Origin of the sequence: Pseudomonas sp. LTR0 (assembly GCF_036630035.1) — a bacterium.
Lineage (GTDB): Bacteria > Pseudomonadota > Gammaproteobacteria > Pseudomonadales > Pseudomonadaceae > Aquipseudomonas > Aquipseudomonas putida_Y.
On sequence record NZ_CP123734.1, the window covers coordinates 4,561,277 to 4,585,481 of the forward strand.

27 protein-coding genes and 1 pseudogene are annotated in these 24,205 nt (G+C 57.1%); 7 read left to right on the top strand and 21 right to left on the bottom strand.

Going from position 1 to position 24,205, the window contains the following annotated elements; translation table 11 throughout:
• The first annotated feature begins 101 nt into the window (after positions 1–101).
• Entirely contained in the window at positions 102–977 is an 876-nt protein-coding gene (locus QCL51_RS20910; RefSeq protein WP_021784094.1) for an AraC family transcriptional regulator, read from the top strand.
• A 30-nt stretch (positions 978–1,007) separates the two neighbouring features.
• Here the strand turns inward: QCL51_RS20910 and QCL51_RS20915 are convergent, their stop codons facing one another.
• The 6 genes from QCL51_RS20915 to QCL51_RS20940 all read right to left on the bottom strand — a co-directional run bounded on the left by QCL51_RS20915 (position 1,008) and on the right by QCL51_RS20940 (position 7,358).
• Positions 1,008–3,398 carry a TonB-dependent receptor gene (locus QCL51_RS20915; RefSeq protein ID WP_021784093.1) on the bottom strand — a complete coding sequence of 797 codons (2,391 nt, stop codon included), beginning with the start codon at positions 3,396–3,398 and terminating at the stop codon, positions 1,008–1,010.
• A 196-nt stretch (positions 3,399–3,594) separates the two neighbouring features.
• Positions 3,595–4,575 (bottom strand): FecR domain-containing protein, encoded by a 981-nt coding sequence (locus QCL51_RS20920; protein WP_021784092.1) that lies wholly within the window; start codon positions 4,573–4,575, stop codon positions 3,595–3,597.
• Complete coding sequence (locus QCL51_RS20925; RefSeq protein ID WP_031322503.1) at positions 4,572–5,147, bottom strand: sigma-70 family RNA polymerase sigma factor; 576 nt, start codon at positions 5,145–5,147, stop codon at positions 4,572–4,574. The genes QCL51_RS20920 and QCL51_RS20925 overlap by 4 nt, the downstream gene beginning before the upstream one ends.
• A gap of 5 nt (positions 5,148–5,152) precedes the next feature.
• Positions 5,153–5,479, bottom strand: a complete 327-nt coding sequence (locus tag QCL51_RS20930) for a DUF3325 domain-containing protein (protein ID WP_021784090.1) — start codon at positions 5,477–5,479, stop codon at positions 5,153–5,155.
• Positions 5,479–7,056: a PepSY-associated TM helix domain-containing protein gene (locus QCL51_RS20935; RefSeq protein WP_021784089.1), complete on the bottom strand. Its 1,578-nt coding sequence runs from the start codon at positions 7,054–7,056 to the stop codon at positions 5,479–5,481. Before QCL51_RS20935 ends, QCL51_RS20930 begins: the two co-directional genes overlap by 1 nt.
• A complete protein-coding gene (locus QCL51_RS20940; protein ID WP_021784088.1) occupies positions 7,053–7,358 on the bottom strand; it encodes a DUF3649 domain-containing protein in 306 nt (101 codons plus the stop codon). Before QCL51_RS20940 ends, QCL51_RS20935 begins: the two co-directional genes overlap by 4 nt.
• Before the next feature lie 256 nt (positions 7,359–7,614).
• Between QCL51_RS20940 and QCL51_RS20945 the strand changes: the two genes are divergently transcribed.
• Complete coding sequence (locus tag QCL51_RS20945) at positions 7,615–7,962, top strand: HPF/RaiA family ribosome-associated protein (RefSeq protein WP_014592331.1); 348 nt, start codon at positions 7,615–7,617, stop codon at positions 7,960–7,962.
• Positions 7,963–8,083: 121 nt separating this feature from the next.
• Positions 8,084–8,374, top strand: a complete 291-nt coding sequence (locus tag QCL51_RS20950; RefSeq protein WP_021784087.1) for a DUF3509 domain-containing protein — start codon at positions 8,084–8,086, stop codon at positions 8,372–8,374.
• A 269-nt stretch (positions 8,375–8,643) separates the two neighbouring features.
• On the opposite strand, the gene QCL51_RS20955 is transcribed toward QCL51_RS20950, so the two are convergent.
• The 11 genes and pseudogenes from QCL51_RS20955 to QCL51_RS21005 all read right to left on the bottom strand — a co-directional run bounded on the left by QCL51_RS20955 (position 8,644) and on the right by QCL51_RS21005 (position 16,884).
• Positions 8,644–9,093 carry a DUF6386 family protein gene (locus QCL51_RS20955; protein ID WP_021784085.1) on the bottom strand — a complete coding sequence of 150 codons (450 nt, stop codon included), beginning with the start codon at positions 9,091–9,093 and terminating at the stop codon, positions 8,644–8,646.
• Positions 9,094–9,236: 143 nt separating this feature from the next.
• Positions 9,237–9,833 carry a hypothetical protein gene (locus QCL51_RS20960; RefSeq protein ID WP_021784084.1) on the bottom strand — a complete coding sequence of 199 codons (597 nt, stop codon included), beginning with the start codon at positions 9,831–9,833 and terminating at the stop codon, positions 9,237–9,239.
• Positions 9,834–10,278: 445 nt separating this feature from the next.
• Positions 10,279–10,605, bottom strand: coding sequence for an SMI1/KNR4 family protein (locus QCL51_RS20965; RefSeq protein WP_021784083.1), 327 nt, complete (start codon positions 10,603–10,605; stop codon positions 10,279–10,281).
• Positions 10,606–10,987: 382 nt separating this feature from the next.
• A complete protein-coding gene (locus QCL51_RS20970) occupies positions 10,988–11,587 on the bottom strand; it encodes a hypothetical protein (RefSeq protein ID WP_021784082.1) in 600 nt (199 codons plus the stop codon).
• 210 nt (positions 11,588–11,797) lie between these two features.
• Positions 11,798–12,172, bottom strand: coding sequence for a hypothetical protein (locus tag QCL51_RS20975; protein ID WP_021784081.1), 375 nt, complete (start codon positions 12,170–12,172; stop codon positions 11,798–11,800).
• Between the two features lie 84 nt (positions 12,173–12,256).
• Positions 12,257–12,871 carry a hypothetical protein gene (locus tag QCL51_RS20980; RefSeq protein WP_021784080.1) on the bottom strand — a complete coding sequence of 205 codons (615 nt, stop codon included), beginning with the start codon at positions 12,869–12,871 and terminating at the stop codon, positions 12,257–12,259.
• Positions 12,872–13,651: 780 nt separating this feature from the next.
• Positions 13,652–14,437, bottom strand: a complete 786-nt coding sequence (locus QCL51_RS20985) for a hypothetical protein (protein ID WP_028697471.1) — start codon at positions 14,435–14,437, stop codon at positions 13,652–13,654.
• Entirely contained in the window at positions 14,422–14,625 is a 204-nt protein-coding gene (locus tag QCL51_RS20990; protein ID WP_135192689.1) for a hypothetical protein, read from the bottom strand. Before QCL51_RS20990 ends, QCL51_RS20985 begins: the two co-directional genes overlap by 16 nt.
• A 452-nt stretch (positions 14,626–15,077) precedes the next feature.
• Positions 15,078–15,530 (bottom strand): hypothetical protein, encoded by a 453-nt coding sequence (locus QCL51_RS20995; RefSeq protein WP_338444168.1) that lies wholly within the window; start codon positions 15,528–15,530, stop codon positions 15,078–15,080.
• A gap of 60 nt (positions 15,531–15,590) precedes the next feature.
• Positions 15,591–15,888, bottom strand: a pseudogene (locus QCL51_RS21000) (RHS repeat protein); the annotation flags it as partial.
• 525 nt (positions 15,889–16,413) lie between these two features.
• The gene (locus QCL51_RS21005; RefSeq protein ID WP_003251685.1) at positions 16,414–16,884 is read right to left on the bottom strand and encodes a phosphate-starvation-inducible PsiE family protein; all 471 of its coding nucleotides are present in this window, start codon (positions 16,882–16,884) and stop codon (positions 16,414–16,416) included.
• Positions 16,885–17,333: 449 nt separating this feature from the next.
• On the opposite strand from QCL51_RS21005, the gene QCL51_RS21010 reads away from it, so the two are divergent.
• From QCL51_RS21010 to QCL51_RS21020, 3 genes are all read left to right on the top strand, one after another.
• The gene (locus QCL51_RS21010; RefSeq protein WP_101196250.1) at positions 17,334–17,576 is read left to right on the top strand and encodes a hypothetical protein; all 243 of its coding nucleotides are present in this window, start codon (positions 17,334–17,336) and stop codon (positions 17,574–17,576) included.
• Between the two features lie 157 nt (positions 17,577–17,733).
• A complete protein-coding gene (locus QCL51_RS21015) occupies positions 17,734–17,997 on the top strand; it encodes a DUF3077 domain-containing protein (protein ID WP_021784266.1) in 264 nt (87 codons plus the stop codon).
• A gap of 657 nt (positions 17,998–18,654) precedes the next feature.
• Positions 18,655–18,918 carry a YebG family protein gene (locus QCL51_RS21020; RefSeq protein ID WP_101196252.1) on the top strand — a complete coding sequence of 88 codons (264 nt, stop codon included), beginning with the start codon at positions 18,655–18,657 and terminating at the stop codon, positions 18,916–18,918.
• Positions 18,919–18,976: 58 nt separating this feature from the next.
• Here the strand turns inward: QCL51_RS21020 and QCL51_RS21025 are convergent, their stop codons facing one another.
• A complete protein-coding gene (locus QCL51_RS21025) occupies positions 18,977–19,996 on the bottom strand; it encodes a Glu/Leu/Phe/Val dehydrogenase dimerization domain-containing protein (protein ID WP_021784268.1) in 1,020 nt (339 codons plus the stop codon).
• Positions 19,997–20,120: 124 nt separating this feature from the next.
• Between QCL51_RS21025 and QCL51_RS21030 the strand changes: the two genes are divergently transcribed.
• Positions 20,121–20,927, top strand: a complete 807-nt coding sequence (locus tag QCL51_RS21030; RefSeq protein ID WP_021784269.1) for a tetratricopeptide repeat protein — start codon at positions 20,121–20,123, stop codon at positions 20,925–20,927.
• Here the strand turns inward: QCL51_RS21030 and maiA are convergent.
• From maiA to hmgA, 3 genes are read right to left on the bottom strand one after another with little or no spacing between them, the layout of a single operon-like run.
• On the bottom strand, positions 20,921–21,553 hold the full coding sequence (gene maiA / locus QCL51_RS21035) for a maleylacetoacetate isomerase (RefSeq protein ID WP_021784270.1): 633 nt from the start codon (positions 21,551–21,553) through the stop codon (positions 20,921–20,923). The two genes, QCL51_RS21030 and maiA, sit on opposite strands and share 7 nt — an antisense overlap.
• Positions 21,554–21,565: 12 nt before the next feature.
• Positions 21,566–22,858, bottom strand: a complete 1,293-nt coding sequence (fahA, locus tag QCL51_RS21040) for a fumarylacetoacetase (RefSeq protein ID WP_021784271.1) — start codon at positions 22,856–22,858, stop codon at positions 21,566–21,568.
• A 3-nt stretch (positions 22,859–22,861) separates the two neighbouring features.
• Positions 22,862–24,163: a homogentisate 1,2-dioxygenase gene (gene hmgA / locus QCL51_RS21045; protein ID WP_101196253.1), complete on the bottom strand. Its 1,302-nt coding sequence runs from the start codon at positions 24,161–24,163 to the stop codon at positions 22,862–22,864.
• Positions 24,164–24,205: the final 42 nt, after the last annotated feature.

Below are 24,205 nucleotides of genomic sequence, written 5' to 3' on the forward strand. Positions count from 1 at the left end.
CGATCGGCCTCTGGCTGCTTGCATAAACTTGCGCTTTTCTTGCACCGGTAGATGTCACTCGCTCCAGTGCACAGTAGGATGGCTGGCAAGAGGACCCGCCAATGACGCCACTCAACCAGTTGCAAGTGTTCAACGCCATGCATGCCTCGCCCCACGCCAGGCTGGAGCTGAGCGCGCACCTGGGCGACGGCCTGGCGGCGGCGTTGTGGAGCAACCGTGACGATGCCCGCGACTACCAGGCACCCAGCCATCACACCCTGTCGTGCTACATCGCCGACGGCACCGGCACTTTCCGCCGCCAGCGCCCGGCCGACAAAGGTGCACCCGACAAGCTGTGCGTGATGCCGGCCGGGCAGGAATCGAACTGGGTCGTCAATGGCGCGATCCGCCTGGCGCACCTGTATGTCAGCGAGGCGCAGTTCGCCTTGGGCTGTGTGCGCCTGCTCGACCGGGAACCGCGCGAACTGCAACTGCAGGAAGCAACCTTTCTGGACGACCCGCAGCAGGCTGCACGCTTTCGTCAATTGATCCAGCTGGATTGGGGCGAACCCGGCGAGCGCCTGCAGGCCAGCAGCCTGGCGCACGAGATCGTTGACCATGCGCTGCTCAGCCAGGTCGGGTTGCGCCACGGCCTGCGCCTGAAAGGCGGGCTGGCGCCAAACCTGCGCCGGCAACTGGCAGACTACATCGAGGCACACCTGGACCAGCCCATCACCCTGGGCGAGCTGGCGCTGCGCTGCAACTTGTCCGAATACCACTTCGCGCGCATGTTCCGCGCCAGCTTTGGGCTCCCGCCGCACCAGTATCTGCTGGCACGGCGGCTGCACCGGGCATGCCAGCTGTTGCGGCTGGGCGTGTTACCCCTGGGGGAGATTGCCTTGTTGTGCGGGTTTGCCAGTGCCAGCCATTTCAGCAACCGGTTTCGGCAGGCCCTGGGTGCAACACCTGGCGAATACCGCAGCGCCTTTGTCATCTGAAACCGGGTCCGCTCTGCGGCCCCCGATGACCTAGAACTCGAAGGTGCTCGACAAACTTACCTGCCGCGCATCGCCGACCGCCACAAAGTACTGGTTCACCGCCGAGCTGTAATACACCTTGTCGAACAGATTCTTCACGTTCAGTTGCAGGCGCACGTTGTGTTCGTCGAGTTGGGTCTCGTAGGTGGCAAACGCATCGGCAACGGTATAGCTTGGCAGGTCGAAGGTGTTGGTCGAGTTACCCGAACGCTCGCCTACATAACGTGCCCCGGCACCGAAGCGCAGCCGGTCCCCCCCGAACAGGCTGCCAAAGTCATACACCGCCGACAGCGAGCCACTGTGCCGGGCCACGTTCTGCAGGCGGTTGCCTTGAAGATCAGGGTCCTTGGTTACCTTGGCATCGGTCAGTGCATAGCTGCCGATCAGGCTCCAGCGCTCGCTGAGCTGGCCGGTCACGTCGAGCTCCACACCGCGTGAACTGACCTCACCCGCATTGCTGTAGACCGTCTCGCGGGTGATGGCGTCGATGTTCGAAACCAGCACATTGCGTTTGGTGATATCGAACAACGCCAGGGTGCCCGTGATACGGCCCGGCATGTCGAGCTTGGCGCCCAGCTCCCACGCCTTGCCCTCCTCAGGTGCCACCGAGGCGTCGAGCACAACATTGCCGGTCAGCGGCGCGATGGTCGAGTTGGGCTTGAACGACTCGCTGTAGCTGCCATAGAACGAGAGCTGGTCGTCGACTTTGTAAACGATACCGGCGTGAGGTACCCAGGCCTGGCCACTGCTGTCGGTATTGGCCTGGAACGGGCGACCGCGGCCAGCGTACTGGTCGTACTGCTGGAAGCGGGTTCCTGCTACAAGGATCCAGTGGTCATCGAGATGCAGCGCGTCCTGCACGAACAGCGCATCGGTGCGCAGCTTGTCGGTCTGGTCGCTGTCGCTGGCGCGTACGTTGGAACCCTCCACTTCCTGTCCGTAGACCGGGTCCAGATAACTGAACGTGGACTGCGGTGTCTGGCGGATCAGGTCACCGCGAAAGATCTTGCGGTCTTCATGGTCGATGCCGAACAGCAGGTCATGCTGCATCCCCGCCAGCTCGACATTGCCATTGAGGCTCAGGGTCACGAACTGGTCACGGCTCATGGCATTGTGGGTGCCGTCGATGCTGCGTGTCAGCGTGCCTTGGGTTTCGTTGACGCCGGTCACGCGAACCTGGCTGGCATCGTAGGTCTCACGATTGAAGCTGTAGCCGAAGTGCAGCTTCCAGTCATCGGCCAGTTGATGGTCGACTTCCAGGCGATACAGGTCGGAGCGCCCTTCCATGTCGTTGAACGGCTCGTCCAGTCGGCGTGTGGCGGGGATATTCAGCGGGTGGCCGTTGTTGCCGAACGCGGTGCCACGGTCGAAGGGGTAGAGAAATTCACGGTGCTCGTAGGCCAGCACCACCTGGGTGTCTTCGCCCAGCCAGGCCAGCGACGGCGCCACCAGCGATTCGCGGTGCACGCCGTAGTTGCGCCAGTAGTCTTCGTCTTCGTGGTCGACGATCAGGCGGTAGGCGAAGTTGCTGTCGCCCAGTGCGCCCGTGCTGTCGAGCCCGCCACCACTGCCGTTCTTGCCGCTGCCATAGGTCGAGCCGCGCACGGTCAGGGCGTTGTACTGCTGCAACTGCGGACGCTTGCTGACCACGTTGATGACCCCACCCGGGTCCTGGATACCGTACAGCAGCGAGGCAGGCCCCTTGAGCACTTCGACCCGCTCGGTGCTGGCATTGAGGTTGCGACCCTGCACCACGGGCATGCCATCGCGCATGATCGAGCCGTCGCGGTTGTCGCCGAAGCCACGTTTCATCACCGTGTCGGATGTGCCGCCGAAGTTGTTGCCCTGGGTAATGCCGCTGACGTTGGCCAGGGCGTCATCGAGGTTGCGCGGGGCCTGGTCGCGGATGACCTGGGCCGGTACCACGTTGATTGCCTGAGGGATGTCCTGGCTCGGTCCCTGCCCGCGCATGATCGAAGCGCTGGCCGGTGGCTGATAGCTGTAGTCGTCCAGTTGCGAGGTCACGGTGGTGGCCTGCAGGTTGAGGGCTCCGGAGGTGTCTGCAGGTTCGAGCGTCAAGGTACGTGCGTCGACGCGGCGCCAGGCCAGCCCAGCATTGCCCAGCAGTTGTTGCAGCGCCTGCTCGGCGCTGAACCGACCATTCAGCGCCGGCGCTTGCACGCCCGGCAGCTCGAGGGTGTAGACCACGCTCTGGCCAGCGGTACGGCTGAAGGCGTTCAGAGCCTGGGCCAAGGGTTGGGCCGGCTGGGCGAAGGTATAGGCCTGCAGCTGCTCGGCCGCGCTTGCCAAGGGGGCGACAGCGAAGGCCGGGAGCGCAGCAAGGCCGAACCAGAGAGGGACGCAACGCGGGGAGAACTTCATGGACGCTGACCTGTGAGGGGTGATTATTGCGAATCAATCGCACTTTCACTCATTACACGGATACCACGTGCTGTTACCTCACCTGTGCCTGGAAATATTTTTGCTGTGCCGGCCTCTTCGCGGGTAAACCCGCTCCTACAGGGGGCGCGCAACGCTGTAGGGGCGGGTTTACCCGTGAAGAGGCTGGCACAGGCAACTACCGAACCAGGGTCAAACGCCCCAACACGGTCTGCCGTGAGAAACCCATCACCTTGCCCAGCGAATCCAGCGCCAGCAGCGGCTCGGCCACCGGGAAGCTGCCGCTGACCTTGCGCTGCCCCAGGTCACCATCGAGCAACAGGATGCGCCCTGGGTAATAACGCCCAAGGTCTTCGATCACCTGCGCCAGCGGTACCTGGTAATAGTTCAGCCACCCCTGGCGCCAGGCCAGGCGGTTGTCACTGTCCACCGCCAAGGTGTCGCCTACCCTGCCTGCGCGGTAGGTCACCTGCTGGTTGGCTGTCAGTTCTCGCACCAAAGTGCCCTGCGCGGGGCTGACGCCCACACGCCCACTGCGCACCGTCACCTGGGCACCCTCGCCCTGCGCACGCACCTCGAACTGGGTGCCGAGCACCCGCACTTCACCGCCGGCAGCTTCCACCAGGAACGGCTCACCGGTATGGGTAACCTCGAAGAACGCCGCACCATGCAGCAACCGCACACGGCGCTCACCCTGGGCAAAATCCACCGCAATGGCGCTACCTGCATCAAGCGTCACCTGCGACTGGTCGGCCAGGGTCACCTGGCGAATCTGCCCGGCACTGCTGTAGTCCGCCCGTAGGTCCTGCAACCAGTACCCCGGGTGCCAACCACCAGCGACGCCCACGGCCAGCACCAGGCAGGCCGCCAACGCCAGCCCTGCCACCCGCCGCCAGCCGCCACCAGCCGGTGGTCTGGCCATGGCATCGAGGTAGCGCTGCAGGGCGTCCTGTTCTTCGTCCGCCAGCCGCGCCGCCGGGGCGGCGCTTTTCTGCCAAAGCACCTGGGCCTGTTCGTAGGCTGCGCGGTGTGCGGGGTCGGCCAGCAACCAGCGCTTGAATGCCGCCCCTTCGGCTTGCCCAGGTTGCTCGTTGATCCGGTTGAACCATTGCAGGGCAGCCTGAAACTGCGCTTCGGTGATCGGCGGTAAACGGCTCATCGACGGGCGCTCCCTGGCCGGCGTGGGGTGGACGCGGGCTCGGCAACACTCGCCTTGCACGCTTCAAGGGCGCGCATCATATGCTTTTCCACGGCGCTCTGTGACAGCTGCATGGCTTTGGCGATCTCGCTGTACTTGCAGCCGTGAATGCGGTTGAGCAGGAAGATCTGCCGGGTGCGCTCGGGCAAGGCACGCAAGGTGGCCTCGATACGCTGCAAGTCGTGGTCGACCTCCACGGCCTGCTCAGGGGCCTGGGCCAGGCTCGCCTCGCTCACCGGCACAGCCGCTTCGGCCACGCGTTCGCGGCTACTCTCGCTGCGCAGGTGGTCTATGGCCAGGTTGCCAGCGCAACGCAGCAGGTAAGTGTCCAGCGACTCGACCTTGACCTCGGGGCGACGCCAGAAACGCAGGAACAACTCCTGGACCAAGTCCGAAGCGGTGGCGCGGCAGCCGACCCGACGACTTACCAACGCCTCCATACGCGCACGCTGGGCCTGGAACACCTGGACGAAACGTGCACGCCCGCCTGCGCTGTCAGCGTCAGGCTCGATGATATCCCTTGGCTCGCTCACGGGGGTCACACGGCAAGCACGGCGAGCATCGGGCCCAGCACCACGCTGACGGCGGCCAGGCCCAGCAGCAGACGAGGCTGGTACGGCAGGCCGAACACCCACAGAGTTACCCCGGCCATCATCACCGCGGTCCACTCCACCAAGCCGAGGGCCCAGCCACGCTGGTGCACGCTGAACACCAGCGACAGCATCAACAGCAGCCAACCTGCAACACGCAACAGGTGCAAGTGGCGGGGGTGCGGCTTGCGCCCGAGCAAGTCGCTGAAGTGCTTTTCCATCGCCAGGCACAGCGCAACGAAGCCTGCAAAGGCGATCAGTGCGTTACCCAGCATCAGCTCACCCCCACCGTTTCAATGCTCGGCTTTTTTGTCGTACGCGCCGCGCGCTTGGCTACAGGCGTGGGGCTGGCCAGCATCTTGCGGGCCAGCCAAGCCAGAAACAGGCCGGTCCCCAGGGCTGTCAGGTCGAAGCCGGCCATGGCCCAGTCGCCCTCCAGTACCGAATGGTTCAAGCCCCGGTCCGTCGTCAGGCCATTGAGCAACGGCAGCAGGGCGAAGGCCAGCGCACCCAGCGCCAGTTGCTCGCCCCAGGCCTTGCGCCCGCTACGCAGCACGGCGTGCACCAGCGACAGGCCCCAGGCGATGAAGAAAGCATTCACCTCCCAGTCGGCCCGACCTTCGACAGCCATGGGCACCAGGCGGTTGGCCCAGAAGAAGCTCGCCACCGCCAGCAACAAGCCGCTCATGCTGGCCATATTGAGCACTTCGACCAGGCGCAGCTCACCTGGCACAGCTCCGCTCTTGGCGTGCTTAAGCTGGCGCTTGCCCAACCACATGACCAACCCGGTACCAATCACCGCAGTACCGGCCACGCCAAAGAAGAAATACAGCCAGCGCAGCCAAGGCCCGGCGAAGTTACCCATGTGCAGGCCGGCGAAACTGAAGGCGGTCATCATTAGCCCGCTCTCTGGCTTGCCCTGGCTCAACAGCGCACCACTGGCCCCATCGAATGTCCAGTTGGCGCTACGCCGATAAGCCACGTGGTCGGCTGCCGATTGCGTGAAGGTGACGCGGGCATTGCTGTCGCCCGGGTTCTGCACCTGGATGTTGCCGATACGCGCCCCCGGCTGCAGCTCCTGCACCTTGCCGTAAAGGCTCGGCAGCGCTACCAGCGGCGTGGCCACCTGGGCCGCCTTGGGCGCATCATTGCGGCCAAACAGGTCATTGAAGTATTTGCCGGTGTCATTGCCGTAGCTGGCCATGATGCCCGCCGGCATCACCATGTACATGAACAGCACCAGGCTGCTGTAGCTGATCATCAGGTGGAACGGCAGCACCAGCACGCCGATGGCGTTGTGCCCGTCCAGCCAGGAGCGCTGCCCCTTGCCAGGGCGGAAGGTGAAGAACTCCTTGAAGATCTTCTTGTGGGTAATGATGCCGGTGACCAACCCCAGCAGCATGATGAACGCGCAGAACGTCGATAGCCAACGGCCAACCGGGTAAGGCATCTGAAGCTGGAAGTGGAAGCGGTAGAAGAACTCACCACCGCGGCTGTCACGTGCTTCCACCGGCTGGCCGGTCTGGGTATCGAGGGTTTTTCTGACGAAGCCACGCGGGCCGCCACTGGGGTCGCGGTAGCCCACACTCAAGGCGGCCTCCCGTTCGTTCGGCATGCGAATGAACCAGGTACTCGAATGCCCTGCATTGTCCTGCAGGTAACGTTGAGCGACTGCCAGGCTATTGATCGGGTCCAAAGCATGGCTGCGTACTTCAGGCTGTGACCAATGAGTGATTTCTTCCTTGAAGTACGACAGCGTGCCGGTAAGGAAGATGGCGAACAACAGCCAGCCGAAGATCAGGCCAGTCCAGGTGTGCAGCCAGGCCATGGCCTGGCGGAAGCCTTCTTTCATGCGTTTTTCATCCAGTAGGCAACGCCGCTGATCACGCTCAGCAGCAGGCTTGGCGCCAATACGCCCAACCAGGCGCGAAAGGCGCTGCGGCAGGCAAAACACCAGATGAACGCCAGCAGGTAGAAGACGAACGACAGCAGCAGGCCGATGAGCGTGGCATCGACCTTTGGCAGTGGGGCCAGCAAGGCAATACAGACGCTCGCGAGGGACGCCAGCAGATAACCGCCCAGCAGCGCGGCGAAGCTACGGGATGTCACGGCCAGGCGATAGCTGAGCGGGAGGCCGGCGATTTTGCGCGTCATGACGGGGTCCGGGCGTTTTCGAGATTACAATAATAATGATTTCAATTCTCATAATCAAAGCTCAGGACTATCTACCTGCTTGACCGCGATAGCGGCGCGTCGCAGTCCGCCAATCTGCAACAAGAAATTTATTTTCCAAAAGGGCTTGAATTCGTCTCGCGCTTGCCTGACCTTAGAGTCAAGAGGCGCAGAAATTCCAAGGGTCTCAAGGGCCTAGGCGCGTCTCCATGCGAGCAAGCTGAATAAGGATTGAATCATGCAAATCCAGGTCAACAGCAGCAACGATTTCGACGGTAACGCCCGGCTCGACCAGTGGGTCCGCAGCACACTGCAGAACTCGCTGGAACGTTACGAAGAAGACCTCACCCGCATCGAGGTTCACCTGCGCGACGAGAACGGCGTCAAGCCCGGACCGCATGACAAACGCTGCCAGATGGAGGCTCGCCCGAAAGGCCACCAACCGATTTCCGTGACCCACACCGCCAGTTCTCTGGACCAGGCAGTCGACGGTGCCGCCACCAAGCTCAATCACGCGCTGGAGCACTTCTACGGCAAGCTGCGCAGCAAGCGCGGCGCCTTGGAACTGAGTGACCCAGACGCCTGATCGGCATAGCAAAACGCCCGGCCTGGAGCCGGGCGTTTTCGTTTGTGCCGATCAATGGCGCTGAACCAACGTGCGAACGTCCCGGTCAACCTCTGCATTCACTCAACGCAGAAGCAAGACCATGAATAGCCCATTCGAACGAATCAGTGCTGCATTCGCCCCCGAATACCGGGTGAACCTGAGCATTACCAACCTTGACGGCAGCATCATGCTGACCCTGTCCGACGACGCCGGCGTGGTCGCCAAGCGCCTCATCACCCAGGCCCAACGCAACGACCCGGTGCGCCTGCAGCGGGTGATCGACAGCATCCGCCTGGGCCTTGCGATCGAACTCAGCCAGAACCCCCTGCAAGTGCTGGCCGCGCTGACCCGTGACGCCCGCCACGAACCGCGCCATTTGGTTGCCAAATGAGGGCTATTTGCCCTTCTCCACTGCCTTGCCGTTGGCGTCCAGCACCTTGGTTGAGGGGTAGCGGTACTGGGTGAGCGTTTCCACCGCTTCGGTGCACACCAGGTAAACCTGCTCATGCGGATTTAATTTGTTTTATGAACCAATTCAACAAATAATTATGCAACTCCCGCCAACCTTTGAGCCAGGCTGACGTCTTTCGTCAACTACTCATATCCCAGCTGTTAAAGAGCACTTTCCTAAAACCCAAAAACCTCAAACCACTTCAGGAACTAAATAGCAAGCCTTATCAAGTCTGTAAGATCATTACTAAACTTGCTACTGGACGAGAAAGCCAAGCAGATCACTCCACTCTCGACCTTGTAACTCATATAATAGCTACCTGCTTCGAGACTAAGAAACTCGCCTTGTATTGTACTCGAGCCATCAGGCTCCAGCCCCCCTCCGGAAGTATCTTCCCCTGCACCTACGAACACTCGCCCGGAAGGAACCTTCAAGTAAATCCCCCCGCTCGGATCTAATAGACTGTCTTCAACTTTCACTTTATACCTACCATCCTCACCTAAATTTAAAAAAGCGATATTACCCTCATTCATCTCAGAAATTTCATCACTTTGAATACTCCACCAATCAAATGAATCACTCACTCTATGGCGAATTGCCTTCAAATCAAATATCGCTAAAGTCGCCGTATCTGTAACCACAGAAAACTCGACACTCATGAATCACCCCCATATTATCAGGCTCACCCCAACCTCATAACTGATCAAATAACGGGCTGCATCAATATTACAAAAACACCCCGGCACTTATCCCGAACCAGTGATTACCGAACATTAGCCGTCACGATTTAGCGACCTAGAACTTACCGCTCATCATAAACATATATTCTCTCTTCACCACGCAAAGTAAATAAGCCAACAAGATTCTTTTCCTCAAAAACTGGATATATCTTGATGCCAGGCAAACTGTTAGACGAAAACGTCAGAATCTCCTGGAGACGCCCTTCACTCCACTCGTAACCTAGCGTCCAAAATTCCGAGTCAAAATCAATCCTGCAAGCTTTACGTACCTCCCCTTGCTCTATATCAATTACCTTGAGCCACAAACGTTCGCCGTGCCGATTCATTTTAAGTGAATACGCTCGCCTATCATCATAGAAAAAATATTCGAACCCATGGATTTCACCCTTTGCATTGTAGACATCTACCTTATTTAACTGCCCCTCCACATAATAATATTTGTTTATATTTTTTTTACTTACAGGCTCCTTTGCGGACAGCCTGCTGGGTTTTATACCCGACATTTCCAACTCATAAGGAATAAAAGAAATACCGCCCCCTTTCGACCACTTAACACTCGAAGCTTTGGCACAATTCGTATCAGAAGCCAAAACAAAGGAAGCGTCCTCAGCTTTCTTGACAACCTCATCTTTAAAACGCTTCAAATCTTCTATCAGCATAGATCTACCTAATCGTTTTAAATGAAACACCCTCAAACAGCGACTGCTTACGCTCGAAAAATGCGTTCAGGAACCCCTTTCGGCCATTGGTTACGGAAAGCTTATCAAATATATATTACTTATATCCTTTGCCGAGCACGCCCGTACCTTTGTGAGCCGCAGCGGTTGTATCCGGTAGCCAAATCCCATTACGCTTATCATTTATATCAATGTCACATTGTGGGTCAACGTGCCACTCCATCACCACCCGCCTCAATTTTCTTCCACCATTTCAACCTCATCGGGCAGCGACGCTAAGAATAAAACTCATCAATACCTTGTGCCACTTTATAAAGGTGACCGCTATCACCTTGCTCCGCTATATCATATTTATTAATAGAGTCAGAGTCATGTAAGTGGGTCATATCCCAATAATAAACCCCTTCTCGCCCGGACTCAGTAACAATCACGTAAGGATTCCCTCCCCCATCTTCCCCAATCGCCAAAACGCCAAAACGCCATCAACAAATGCCAGCTCAGAAATGAACTCATGATTAAAGCTAATAAGATCATTACATTCCTCTCCAGGTATAACCCCAAACAGACGATCAAAACTCACGCGCCCGTCTTGAACAGACTTCAACGGCAACTGCCCAAAGTCAGGCTCAGTCAAATAAAAACCATTCATGCGTGCCAATATATTTCTATACGCAACAGGCAAGGCAACATTAACTGCTGCCTCAAGTGAGTTTATCTCAGCATCAGTCAAACCAGCTTTGTAAACTACAGGCATTTTTCTATCCTATTAACAGCTTCATTTCATATTTTTAACACCACCCGACAACGTAAGCCTATTGTGTTTTTCTAGGCGCTTCCGGTATCGTCTTCATATTTTCCTGATGATGCCAAGCATTTTCTCTAATAGTTTGCCTTGGCCTCTCGAGCGACAGTGGCCAAGCAGGCCCACTCCAGCTTCGCCAAATTCAGCTTATTAGCATCAAACTGCAAAACAACATCAGAAACCGAATCATATTAAAAATTTAACGGCATTTTTTAGCCACAAAACTCAACAAGTCACCGCATGCTCTATCATTCACCCAAACGCGTACATCCTCTACAGTCACCATACGTCAAGCCCCTTAATACATCCGAAAATGCCCTTAGAAAACACAAACTCACATATCATCCCGACCTTCAACAAAACAAATACCAATCACAGACTTACCCTGAAGTGACTCAGCTACCCGATTCGACACGACAATGCGTGACATGCTTTCCAGCGCGCGAAAAATCGAATGAGTTGGTTCGATATCCTGCAGAACGATCCTACTGAATTTTTTAGGCCCGCCAGGCAATGACTTTATTAACGGCTTATAAATGCACTCTTCCATATCAAAAGCGCTTTCTGATGCCAAATAATTCACTGCATAATAATCATTATGCACATCGCCATTGATCACAACACGTGCAGGGACAAACTGAATCTCATCTTCAAGCCCCATGCCAAGAAAAATATTGACAAGGTCAGACGTTATAATGTCCGGCCCATCACTGAAAAGATAGTCATACTTCCTAAATGCGCTCAAGCTGACTTTTTTCTTGAGTGAAAGCTGAACCGGCAAATCAGAGCCCGAAATTAATTTACACTCTTGAAAACTCAGGTGATCTATGCTGAATACATGATCATAGGAAAGCCAATATTTTTCAGGATAATTATCAACAGGCTCAATCAGCTTCATTAACATGCCCCCCATGGCCAATAAGTCGCTTGCCAAACGAACTTACCATCACTGTCCGTCAGCTCCAACGGTGTACCAATCTGATCCGTATGAAAGTAGCAGGCCTTCTGCCCAGGCGACGCCCCACCATAAAAGGCAGGCAACAACTCGGAAAGCACGAAAATATCATCTAACCAGAATCACGCTAGCCTGCTCCTCCACACTCCGATGTTCAACGAAAAAAACGCGCAAAGCCTCAAAAACTCGTTAATTAGGAAATTCTCCAGCGCAATAAATATCAAATAACTTTCCCACCCATTCAATACTGCATGACTTAGATATCGACTCAGCCACCAACCCTATGTCATCCGAAATATATCCTGCGACATCCGGACTACGAACCAACTCATATATTTTCTTAAAGACATACTCTCGAATCTCACTTACAGCCTTTTCATCGCTTTCAGATGAGTACTCAAGGTTTTTTAATTCCTCAAATGCATCGTTCCATACGGAGTCGAAGACATCGTCATCACGCCTATCTAATGCTTCATTCCAATCATTCACACTTGATACAACATCTTCAAAAAAACTATCTTGCTGAATCTTGCACTTCAGATCATCCAAAGAGCCAATTCTCATCCAAGCCCACCCTCTCTAAGTCAATTTCCTGCATTAATACCTAAATGCGCAGCCAGTCATCCTCAAAAAGCCGCTACAAAAGCATTACAAAAGCCCGCCGAGCAACGGGACATCGTAGGCCTTGCACTTTACAATCTTCTTTGAGGACATCGCCTCTTTTATTTTAACCTCATTCCCAGCCAACCCACCCAACTTAGCAGCACAATGTATCAATACAGCGGGATACGAGTAGTCACCTGGTGACAAGACAACGTCACTTATAGTCCTATCTGTCGGCACGATAGCGGCTAACATTTGGGGGACATAGAACTCCTCCAGAACAAGCCGGATATGAGTACAAACTTCACCCGCCAAAACAGGAGCCGGCGTCCTTATCGCTCCTCCAAACTCACCACTGAACCGTTTACTCTGCTCACCTGACGAGATGAAAGAAAAACAGCCATCACTTAATAAATTACTTTTGTAAGGAGGCGTGAATTTTGACGCGTACTCAAAGAGCTCCCCTCCAAAAACTATCCCAGCAAGCACATAAGAATCTACGCGCGCGAGATAATCCAAGAACAGCTCAGCCACATTCTTTTTATTATATTTAAATTTCAGCTTATTCTTTGACGCCACCACACCATCAAACTTTGAGGCAACGCCCCTTAGCTCTTCTTGCAAAACACTTTCAAAATACAACCGATCCTCTGAACTCATAACTCACCGATACCTAAGGACGTAAAATATTGCATCGTGCAGGGCTCCTTTGTCACCAAGTTATTTACCGCGAGCATTTTCATTATCAAGCTTCAACTTAGCTACCGTACCACTATATGATTCAACGGTCCCACTTCCAAGATGCTGCGTGGTATTCAACTTGATCAATCCGCGCCAACGGCGCATAACTACCCCAATCTGTGCCTGTCTTAGCGCTACCATGTCAAATAGTTTCAGAGGCGTAAGGCCAGTCTCGATTTTAACCCCGTCCGGCTCGTACCCATTATAAAAAACATCAAGTTCAGTAGAGCGTGGAAGTTCTGCAGGCCAGCGAACAGATACATCATTCTACGCTAAAAACCACCCAGAAAGATTATACTTGGCATGTACGGCGCTCAGATCTTTCAGCGCAATTTCAATATCACTCATTGCACTCTCCAATATTTATCCGCATGAACCATTCAATACGCTTCTAATTCACCGTCGGGCTTGCGTTCCAGCGACGCGGGCTGGTCAAGCGCGTTTGTCACAACGATCAAAAACGCTCGATCTGTGCGTCGTCATTGCACTATAAGTACTTGGATTTGAAGTTCACTTCGATAATCATCGATGTGGTATATCGGTAAATTGGGGCGACTACAGCCCCGCAATCGCTCCTTCCATTTTTAACGATCACCCGCTCATGACACATTATTGAAACATACCTTTACAGAAAGCAGGAGCAACTGCACCTACGACATCACGCCGAAATAGCAGCCACCAAACTTTACTCTACATAACTCAAAACCGCTTTCTGCCTTCCATTTTTTTCCACGAAATTAGAATACCTGCCTCACCCAGAGACTTATTTACGTCTTCAAGCTGATCAGCCTCTACATACCACAACCACGTAGAAGAAGTTAAAGCTTCGAGTTTTCCTCGCCCCACACTCTCACCAATCCAGTCTTTCAGCACCACGCCCCCAACGTCGATCTCTAAATGCTTATTACTTATTACGTTAACGGGATAGACCATTCGCAATAGATGCTCTTTATAGCGCTCTCGCCCCTGAAATCTGCCGGGAACTTCCTTCTTGAACGCCGACGAATTTTCATACGAATACATCGTGACCATATTATTGCCAGCCGCATAACTAAATGCTTTACTTACTTTTTCGCACTTATAGATCATCCCATACGGCACAGCAATATCAGCACACACGTCTTTAATAAAACTTATCATGCCCTTTAATTCAATAAGATCACCAGAGCACTGACCATCAAAATGATAAAAGCCGCCAAAATCATTCGTAGTGTAACCGAAGGATACAGACCATGGGATAGCACCTGCTGCCTCGTTGTATACCCTAAAAGCCGTAGCAATACCGTTGTTTATTTTCTCTTCGAGCTCGGCTATTTCTACCATTACTAAATCATGGTCACCGACATGATCCCCATCGTTCAAGTATTTAAGATAAGCCGCACCCGTTATCGACAAATGCAGACAAGCAAAATAGTGTTTGGCAAATTTCAGAGCCAGTCTAGGGGTGACGCCCTCAATACCGTACAAAGCTAACGAAATGGACATAAAATGACCCATATTCCAGTAATAAAATCATCAAACATATCCTTCATATCAGAGGCACTATATGGATGCTCTGACACCAAGATCTCGTTTTGCTTACCAAGAGGCAAGTTACTCATTGCCGTTTCATTACGCGATGTAAGCGCAGGAAGCTCTTTGCCCATACCTGCATTGGATACAAGTCCGATCATGAACTTCCCGTTAACATCAGCAGCCATAACATCTGGACGTTGAGTTAAAACACCTCGTCGGCCATCCAAGTTCAGTTAGTTCAGGCGCCCATCCGGCAGGCGCACATGATCTGTCAGGTAGTTGAGCGGGTCGTATTCACAGTCCAGTGCACTACCCTAGGTCAGCTCCTATGGAAGTCATTCGAGCAGGTCAGCACGTGGTTTATTGCGGATTACTGAGTAATTGTTCGGAGTCCCCCTAGCCCCTTGCATAAGACCCTTACAACCTTCAAATATCGCTCAATTCAGCCCATGTATCATACGAATAATTATCATCAACTTTTTCAAACGAAACACCCTTCAAGCCAGTTGCCGCTGACTTGAACCTCTCACTACAAAACAATTCCAAGGTTTCTTGGCATCTAAAAATATCCGACTGCAGCTCCGGGGAAACCACAAACCTACTTATAGCATCAATATTCATACCCCCCCGTATAAATGTTACTTTCAATTTCGAGACCGGTTTCCAGATCCTTGGATGTTTCGAACACCGACTCAACCTTATCCATAGCCGCTAAACTTTCACCAGGAAGAAAAATGAAAAAGTCCCCTTGCCTACACTGCTCCTTATAGGTTATTTGCAAGGGAATAGCCTTATACTTCCCTCCAACCTTATCGCAAACCGCTAAAAATTCCCTGGAAACAAAAGTATCACCGATGCTGTAGTAATCAAACTCCAGATCCGACAACTCCATTTCTAGCCCGGACAATTGCAAAACATATTGTTTCGCTATATTTAATTCCAGCGGATTTGACTCAAACGGATCCCATTCAAATTCATTACAATTAAAAAAACCTGACAACACGATTGGACAGCCACTTTCCTGTGGGTTGTAGCGCAAAACGTAATAATTGGAACCACTCACAAAGGCCTCCCAGTGATCGCATCCACTACAAACGTATTATTTTCAGGCTTTCTCTCGCGGAACGCTGAATAGCTGGCCGTGTTCGTCGTAGCGGTATTGGGTGAGCGTTTCCACCGCTTCGTTGTTCACCACGTGCTTGAGGTTGGTCAGGCGACCCAGCGGGTTGTCGCAGTGCAGGTGCACACGGGTGCCACCGGTAGCGCTGATGTCGGTCAGCGTGCCGTCGGGCATGCGGCTGAAGAGCAGAAAGTGGCCGAGGACGTTCTCGATACGTTACGGCGCAATTCGGTGTCGGTGTCTGACACTTCGCCGAAGAAGAACAGGGTTGGTAGATGCGATACCCCGGTTGCAGGGTCACGAACGGGACTTCGCGGCCCTGGTCAGTGGCTTTAACGTGGCGATCGCCACCGTGGCCACCAGCGTAATCCCCAGGGCGGCCCCGATCAGGACGCCCCCCCAGCGCGCTGGTGTGCGATATCTCGTCGCCGAACCTGGCCGCTTCGAACATGAAGGATAACCCCTGTTCGCCAAGTTCGGACAGGCTCGCGACAGCGTCATGACCTGCCCTGATCATCAGCATCTCCCTGAAAACGCACGTCAGGTTTCAATCCACGTGCTAGGTTGCCATCCTTGAGAGCTGCCGAGTAAATAGGCTTGTGGGTCACGGTGTCAACCGTGTGCAGGCCTTGGACCTTGTGGGTTACACGCCACCTGGCGCGATATTAAAAAGCCACAAGCCAGAGAATCTCCGGGCTTTGGGAACGGGGCGCGGCACTTTGGGGTGACGCGCGCTCTGTCGATTTTCAGAAGCCTCGGTAATAGAAATCGAAGCTACCCACGTCCTGGTGGCATTTCCATGCCCCTGGACCTGGCCAACTGAGGGCTACTTGCCCTCCTCCACTGCCTTGCCATTGGCGTCCAGCACCTTGGTCGAGGGGTAGCGGTACGAAGCGTAGCGCACCACCAGGATCGAGAACGCCAGCAGCAGGATGCCGCCGCACAGGTACAGCAGCCCTTCGTCCGGTGCCTTGTGGTGCGAAACATCGCCGATCAGCAGGCGAGTGAGCGCGGTGATTGCCACGTACAGCAGGAAGCGGATCGGCATGTGGTTGGTCTTGAAGTAGATCCCCACCATCGCCCCCAGCTCCAGGTAGATGAACAACAGCAGGATGTCATCGACACTGATCCCGCCCTTGCCCAGCATGTCCAGGAACGTCACGACTGCCGCGTAGGCGGTGATGGCGCCAATGCCGAACAGCGCCAGGTAATGGAACGCCTCAACGCACAGGTTGCCCAGCGAGTCGGCCGAGCCGTGCAGGCCCTTGCGCAGTTTTTCTGCCCATTTGATGTTCACGATGTTCCATTCCCCGATACGTCTTTAAGGATGATGCGTCGCTGATGTGACGCTTGTGCCATGCAGTTAAAGGGCCAAGCCCCTGTCTTGGAAGGCGACCGATTGCCGCAAGGCACCTTGAGGCATGGAGCATTGCAGAAATGCACGGCCGTGCTTGGGGAAAAATCAGATTTAACCCCTTCCTTGTAGGGCATTTCCCAAAGATACTCCCTGCCATTGTGGCGTTCGGGCATGCGCACTAGTCTGGGGTCGTCGCTGCCAGTCAGCGATCGGCTTTGACAGGCCGCCCTGAACTAACCACATGGCTTTGCCTTTATGGCAGCTGTCATGGGGCACCTCGTGTGCGCCGGCTTTTGGTTCTGTTCACCGGTCTGTCAACCCATGTACAGCTGCCGCCTCATTGTTTGACAGCAGGAGGTGGTGGCCCCAACTTTGAACAGGCCTTCACCATGCTGAAAATAGTTCCCGATCCACCCCATACTCTCCATTCCCTCGAAGACACCCTGATCCAGGCCACCGACTACGCGTTGTGCGCAGCTACCGTGGTGCATCAGGCGTTGCTGCTTCAGCCCAAGTCACCGGTTTCGATCCTGATGATGACCTCGATGCATGAACTGGAGGCGCTGCGGGCTCTGCTTGAGTCGGCACTGGTTCAGGTGCAGATGCCCGCTGAGCACAGGACTTCGCACTAAGGCTGGTTAATGCGCCGGGAGGGCCGGCCTCTTCGCCCGCTCCCACAGGATCACCACAGTCTTGAAGACTTGCACAGTACCTGTGGGAGCCTGTGGGAGCGGGCATGCCCGCGAAAGGGTCGGCCCAGGCACTAGAGAAACTTCAGGGGATTGAACAATGACAACAGAAGACACCCAATTCACCGTCGGCAAGACCACTTTCTATCAAGGCGAAAACAGCACCCATCCTTTGTTCCGCATCGAGCCCGGCATCCCCTGCAGGGACGCCCGCGAGCAGTCGTCGGAATTGATGGGCTATGTGCGGGAGTTGACCATCACAGGCCTGATGGAGGAGAGGCCCATGATGATCTGGGCGGCCCATTATCTGAGTGCCATGGCCAAGGCGCTGATGGATGATGCCGAGTTGGGTATGAAGCCGTGAGGATTTCACTTCAGGTTGGATGAAGGCCTCTATGTGTTTGCCGCAGCAGTTTCAGCGCCTGTGAGATCGAGCGCCGCCCGCGCGGCGCATCGCGAGCAAGCTCGCTCCTACATTTGTTTCGGGCCAGTATCGCCTGTGCCTACGCGCGCGACCGCCCTGTTTGTCCCCCACGATATCGAGGTGAGCGCCAAGGGGACGTGCGCGTCTGCGCCAGGAATAATTGGCCCGAAACAAATGTAGGAGCGAGCTTGCTCGCGATGCGCCGCGCGGGCGGCGCTCGATCTACGCAACACCGCAAAAACCAAGGCAGGCGCCTTGCCGCCCTGACACAATCGGCCGTAGCCCCCCACAGAAAAGCTTGACCGCCAACAAAGCATCTACATCTACAGCGCATGCCTTGAGCCAGACTGCTTTCCTTGCGATCACGTGCCTGACGCAAAATCCAGCCGTTAACGCCCCCGTAGGAGCGGGTTCACCCGCGAATAGGCCGGACCTGCCGGCCAATATCCCCCCGCCATTCACCGTCGCAGCCGCCACCGCATTCGCCCGGTCTATGCCACGCTACAATTTCTGCTTGCGAACCAACCAGCATTGCCATTACTGTATATAGATACAGTAAATCGCAACACAACCAGCAAAAAGGCATAGAGGTGATGAATGGCCGTCGAAGTGGTGTACCGCAGCAGCCGCGACCCGGAGCGCTTGTTCATGGATAAGGCCGAAGCAGACCGTCACGACAAAATGCTCGAACTGGCCGAGCGCCTGGCAGAAGTACTGCACAAGGCGGTGCCGTCGCTGACTGAGCAGCAGGTCGAGGAAGCCGGTATCTACATGGCAAAGAACCGTGACGTGTTCGCCCGGGCGTTCAAAAGCCAGCCGGATGCGTTGGCCGAGTTGCTTGAGGATCCTGCTGCCGAGTGATCTGAAGGTGCGGGAGCGGGTTTGCCCGCGAAGTGGTCAGCAACACCATCATCAACCTTCAGCCATATAACAACCGCTCCGCCAACATCTGCGCCACCCTTGCCGGCGAACGCTTTTCCGCCTGCGCATGGCCAAACACTTCAGTCAGCCGTGAAGGGATCCGCGCCAGGTGCGCAGTAATTGTGCGCTGGTCTTCGCCACGGTGGGTGAGTGCCACATAGATCAGCCCACCGGCATTGATCACGTAGTCAGGTGCATACAATATGCCGCGCGACTCCAGTTGGTCTGCCACCTGCAAGGTAGTCAGCTGGTTGTTGGCTGCCCCCGCCACTGCCGCACAACGCAGTTGCATCACACTCTGCCCGTTCAGTACCGGGCCCACGCCGCAGGGTGCAAAAATATCGCAAGGGGTACTGATCAACGCATCGTTGGTCACCGGTTTGGCATCGAACTGCTCCATCGCCAGCCGCACCCGCCCCGGGTCCAGGTCGCTGACCAGCAGTTCCGCGCCCACCGCATGCAATTGCTCCGCCAGTGCATAACCGACATTGCCCAACCCCTGCACCGCTACCCGCAAGCCTCTCAGGTCATCGCTGCCCAGCCGGAACGAGGTAGTGGCACGTATGCCTGCGAATACCCCCATCGCCGCATGCGGCGATGGGTCGCCCGAGGCAGTGGTGCTGGTCACATAGGGAGTGCTGTGGGCAATGCAGTCCATGTCCAAGGTGGAGGTGCCACTGTCCACGGCAATGATGAAGCGCCCATTCAAGGTATCGATGAAGCGGCCAAAGGCTTCGAACAGCGCGGCGCGGTTTTCCACATGGGGGTTGCGCATGATCACCGCTTTGCCACCCCCCATCGGCAAGCCGGCCAGTGCTGCCTTGTAGCTCATGCCCTGAGCCAGGCGAATAGCGTCGGTCATGGCGCTTTCGTCATCGGCGTAAGGCAGGTAACGGCACCCACCCATGGCCGGGCCCAACTGCTCACTGTGGATTGCCACAACGGCTTTCAGGCCCGTAGGCGGGTCATTGAACAAGTGCAGTGACTGGGTACGGGTGCTTTGCATCAGCGCGAACATCGACCGGCTCCCCTACGAGGTGCTCCTTCCAGTATAGGCACGGCCTCGGCGTTGACGCCGCCGCCGGACCACTGGACGAAACCGCGCGCCACGGCTAATACTCAAGCGTGTGTGGAGATGCCCCATGAAGCCACGTCAAGCCTGCCTGGCCTGCCTGGAACGCGAGCCTGTCGACCTGCTGGAAGCCGCATTGTGGATTGCCGCCGAGCACGACCCTGGTGTCGAGCCCGCGGCCAGCCTTGCTGCGCTGCACGACCTGCAGCGCGAGATAAGCGCCAACCTGCCGATGCTTCCACTATGCGAACTGGCCCAGCCACTGCTGCGCCAGCTCAATGCGCTGGGCTTTCAGCAAGATGAATACCACCCCTTGCGCCCGCATGCAGCAATGATGGACAAGGTACTGCAGCGCCGCCGGGGCCAACCCCTGACACTGGCCATCCTCGCTCTGGAACTGGCCAGGCGCCTGTCCATACCGCTGGAGGGTGTGGGCTTCCCTGGCCATTTCCTGCTGCGCGTGCCGGGTGCAGACCACCTGCTCGACCCCTGCGGCGGCCGGCGCCTGTACCCCAGCGACTGCCGCGAGTTGCTGGCGCGCCAGTTCGGCCCGCACCAGGCGCTGACAGCAGAGCACCTGCGCAGCGCCAGCCCGCTGCAAATGCTGCAACGCCTGTCACGCAACCTGCGCCAGCTGCACATCAGTAACGACAACCACTTGGCGGCGTTGATCGATGCAGAGCGGATCATGCTGTTGGGCCCGGTGCAGGTGAGCGACTACATGACCCGCGCCTCGCTCTACCATCATCTGGATTGCCCGCAGGCCGAACGCTTCGACCTGGAGCATGCGTTGCTACTGACGGAAGACCCGGTCCAGCGCCTGAAGCTGTCCGAGCGAATCGGCAAGCTTCCGGCGGCGAACCGCTCACTTCACTGAGCCGGGCTGTCCGGCTGCTGGGCGGGGTGGGCCTTGGCGAACGCCGGGTGCGCGGCCGCCAGTGCGGCAACCCGCAGGATGCGTGGAAAGCTGCCGAGGTCGATGTTGAAGCGTTCGGCCGCGTACAACTGCGGGATCAGATACACATCCGCCAACCCAGGTGTTTCACCAAAGCAGAAACCGTGATCGCCAATCAGTTGCTCCACTGCCGCGAGCCCTTGGCTGATCCAGTGGCCGATCCACTGGTTGACCTGCCCCTCGTCCTGACCGGCCTGGCGCAGCCGGTTGAGTACGCTGACGTTGTGCAGCGGATGAATGTCGCAGCCAATGATGGCCGCCACACCCCGTACCTTGGCCCGAGCCTCGGCTGCGGCTGGCAGCAACGCAGGCTGTGGATAAACCTCTTCCAGGTACTCGATGATCGCCGGCGACTGCACCAGCACCTCACCACCGTCGGTGCGCAAGGCCGGTACGCGGCCCTGCGGGTTGACGGCTACATAGCCCTCGCCGCGCTGCTCACCCTGCAGCAGGTTGACCGGCAGGGACTGGTAAGCCAGCCCCTTCAGTGCCAGGGCAATGCGCACCCGGTAGGACGAGGTGGAACGGTAATAGGTGTACAGCTCCATACCCCTGCCTCCTCAGTTGGCTGCGATGACCGTGCCGCGGCATTCACCGAAACCGATGCTGGCCACGCCGTCACGTGTGCAGCGGGCACGCAGGATGATTTCGTCGCCGTCTTCGAGGAATTTACGCACCTCGCCGCTGGCCAGCTCGACCGGCAGTTTGCCGCCTTCGGTGATCTCCAGCAGGCTACCGAACGAACCCGGCGTGGCGCCCGACAGCGTGCCCGAACCGAACAGGTCACCCGGCTGCAACTGGCAGCCGTTGACGCTATGGTGCGCCACCAGCTGCGCCACGGTCCAGTACATGCTGCGGGTATTGCTCAGGGTCAGGCGGTGCGGGGCAATGCCCTGCTCGCGCATGCGCTCGGTCAGCAGCAGCACTTCGAGTTCGATATCGAATGCACCGCTGGCCTGGTCGCGCTTATCCAGCAGGTACGACAGTGGCTGTGGGTCGCCTTCCGGGCGGGCCGGCTGGGCGCAGCGGAACGGCTCCAACGCTTCGGCGGTGACCACCCAGGGCGAAATGGTGGTGATGAAGCTCTTGGACAGGAACGGCCCCAGTGGCTGGTATTCCCAAGCTTGGATATCGCGCGCCGACCAGTCGTTGAGCAGGCACAGGCCGGCTACGTGCTCGGCGGCATCGCCTATCGGAATTGCCTGGCCCATGTCATTGCCCTGGCCAATCCAGATACCCAGCTCCAGCTCGTAGTCCAGGCGAGCGCAAGGGCCGAAGCTCGGCTCGGTGTGCCCGGCCGGCAGGGTCTGGCCCTTGGGCCGGCGTACGTCGGTGCCGGACGGGCGGATGGTGGAGGCGCGGCCGTGATAACCGATCGGCACGTACTTGTAGTTGGGCAACAGTGGGTTGTCGGGGCGGAACAGCTTACCCACGTTCTTCGCATGCTCGATGCCAACGTAGAAATCGGTGTAGTCACCGATCTGCGCCGGCACATGCAACTGGCAGTCGCTGGCCGGGAACAACGCCGGATTCAAGGCCGCCTGGTGTTCGCTGTGCTCACCAAGCAGCACCTGCAAACGCTCGCGCAAGGCTACGCGGGCATTGCGGCCCAAAGCGAAGAATGCGTTCAAAGACCCGCCGCGGGTGGCTTCAACGGCGGCCTTGGCCGCCCCATCGAACAGACCAGCGGCCAGCACCGCCTCCAGGTCGAGGATCGCGTCGCCGATCGCCACGCCGCAGCGCCTGGCTTCACCCGGCCGGCTGAAGATGCCCAATGGCAGGTTCTGCAGCGGGAAGTCGCTGTGCCCGTTGGCGTGCTCGACCCAACTACGGGCATTGGCAGTGTGGTTCATGGGTTATCTCCGGTTCGGGTTGAAGGTGCTCGGCAAGGTCGCCCAGCAACTATCGTAGTCGGCCTGCAATTGCGGGCACTCAAGGGCTTGCAGGCTCGGGCGCAACACCTGGCTGGTCTCGAACATGAAGGCCATGGTGTTGTCGATCTTGTGCGGCGCCAGATCGGCGGCAATGGCCTTTTCACAGGTTTCGGCGTCGGGGCCATGGGCACTCATCACCCCGTGCAACGAGGCACCACCCGGCAGGAAGCCCTCGGCCTTGGCGTCGTAGGCGCCATTGATCAGGCCCATGAACTCGTTCATCAGGTTGCGGTGGAACCATGGCGGACGGAAGGTGTTCTCGGCCACCATCCAGCGTGGCGGGAAAATCACGAAGTCCATGTTGGCCATGCCATGCACGCTGGTGGGCGAGGTGAGCACAGTGAAGATCGAGGGATCCGGGTGGTCGAAGCTGACCGTGCCGATGGTGTTGAAGCGGCGCAGGTCATACTTGTACGGCACGTTGCTGCCATGCCAGGCCACAACGTCCAGAGGCGAGTGCTGCAGCTCGCAGGCCCAGTGTTCCCCCAGGAACTTCTGTACCAGTTGCACCGGGCCTTCGGCTTCTTCGTAGCGGGCCACGGGCGTGAGGAAGTCGCGGGGGTTGGCCAGGCCGTTGCTGCCGATCGGGCCCAGGTCCGGCAGGCGCAGCGGCGCACCGTGGTTTTCCGCGATATAGCCACGTGCCTGGCCGTCGAGCAGTTCGACGCGGAACTTCATGCCACGTGGGATCACCGCAATTTCCAGCGGTTCGACCTCCATCAGGCCCAGTTCGGTGGCGATGCGCAGGCGGCCCTGTTCCGGCACCAATAGCAGCTCACCGTCGGCGTTGAAGAACACCCGTTCCATGGACCGGTTGGCGCAGTAGATGTAGATGCTCACGCCAGCCGGTTTTTCCGCGGCGGCGTTGGCAGCCATGGGCAGCCAACCTTCGATGAAATCGGTCGGTTCAGCAGGAATCGGCTGCGGGCTCCAGCGCAGGCGGTTGGGGTTGATGCTACCCAGGGGCCCGCCGAGCGGCTGGCGCGCCAGGCGCTCGAAGCGTGGGTGAAAGGCAGAAGGCCGAATGCGGTATAGCCAGGTACGGCGCAGCTCGCTACGGGTCATGGTGAACGCCGTGCCCGACAGCAGCTCGGCATACAGGCCATACGGGGCCTTCTGCGGGGAGTTCTGCCCGACAGGCAGCGCCCCAGGCAATGCTTCGCTGGCGAATTCGTTGCCGAAGCCGCTCAGGTAGTGAAGGTCGGGCGACGTGTCGCGGTTCATCGATGCCTCCGGATTTTGTTTTTATCGTAATCAGATTACGAA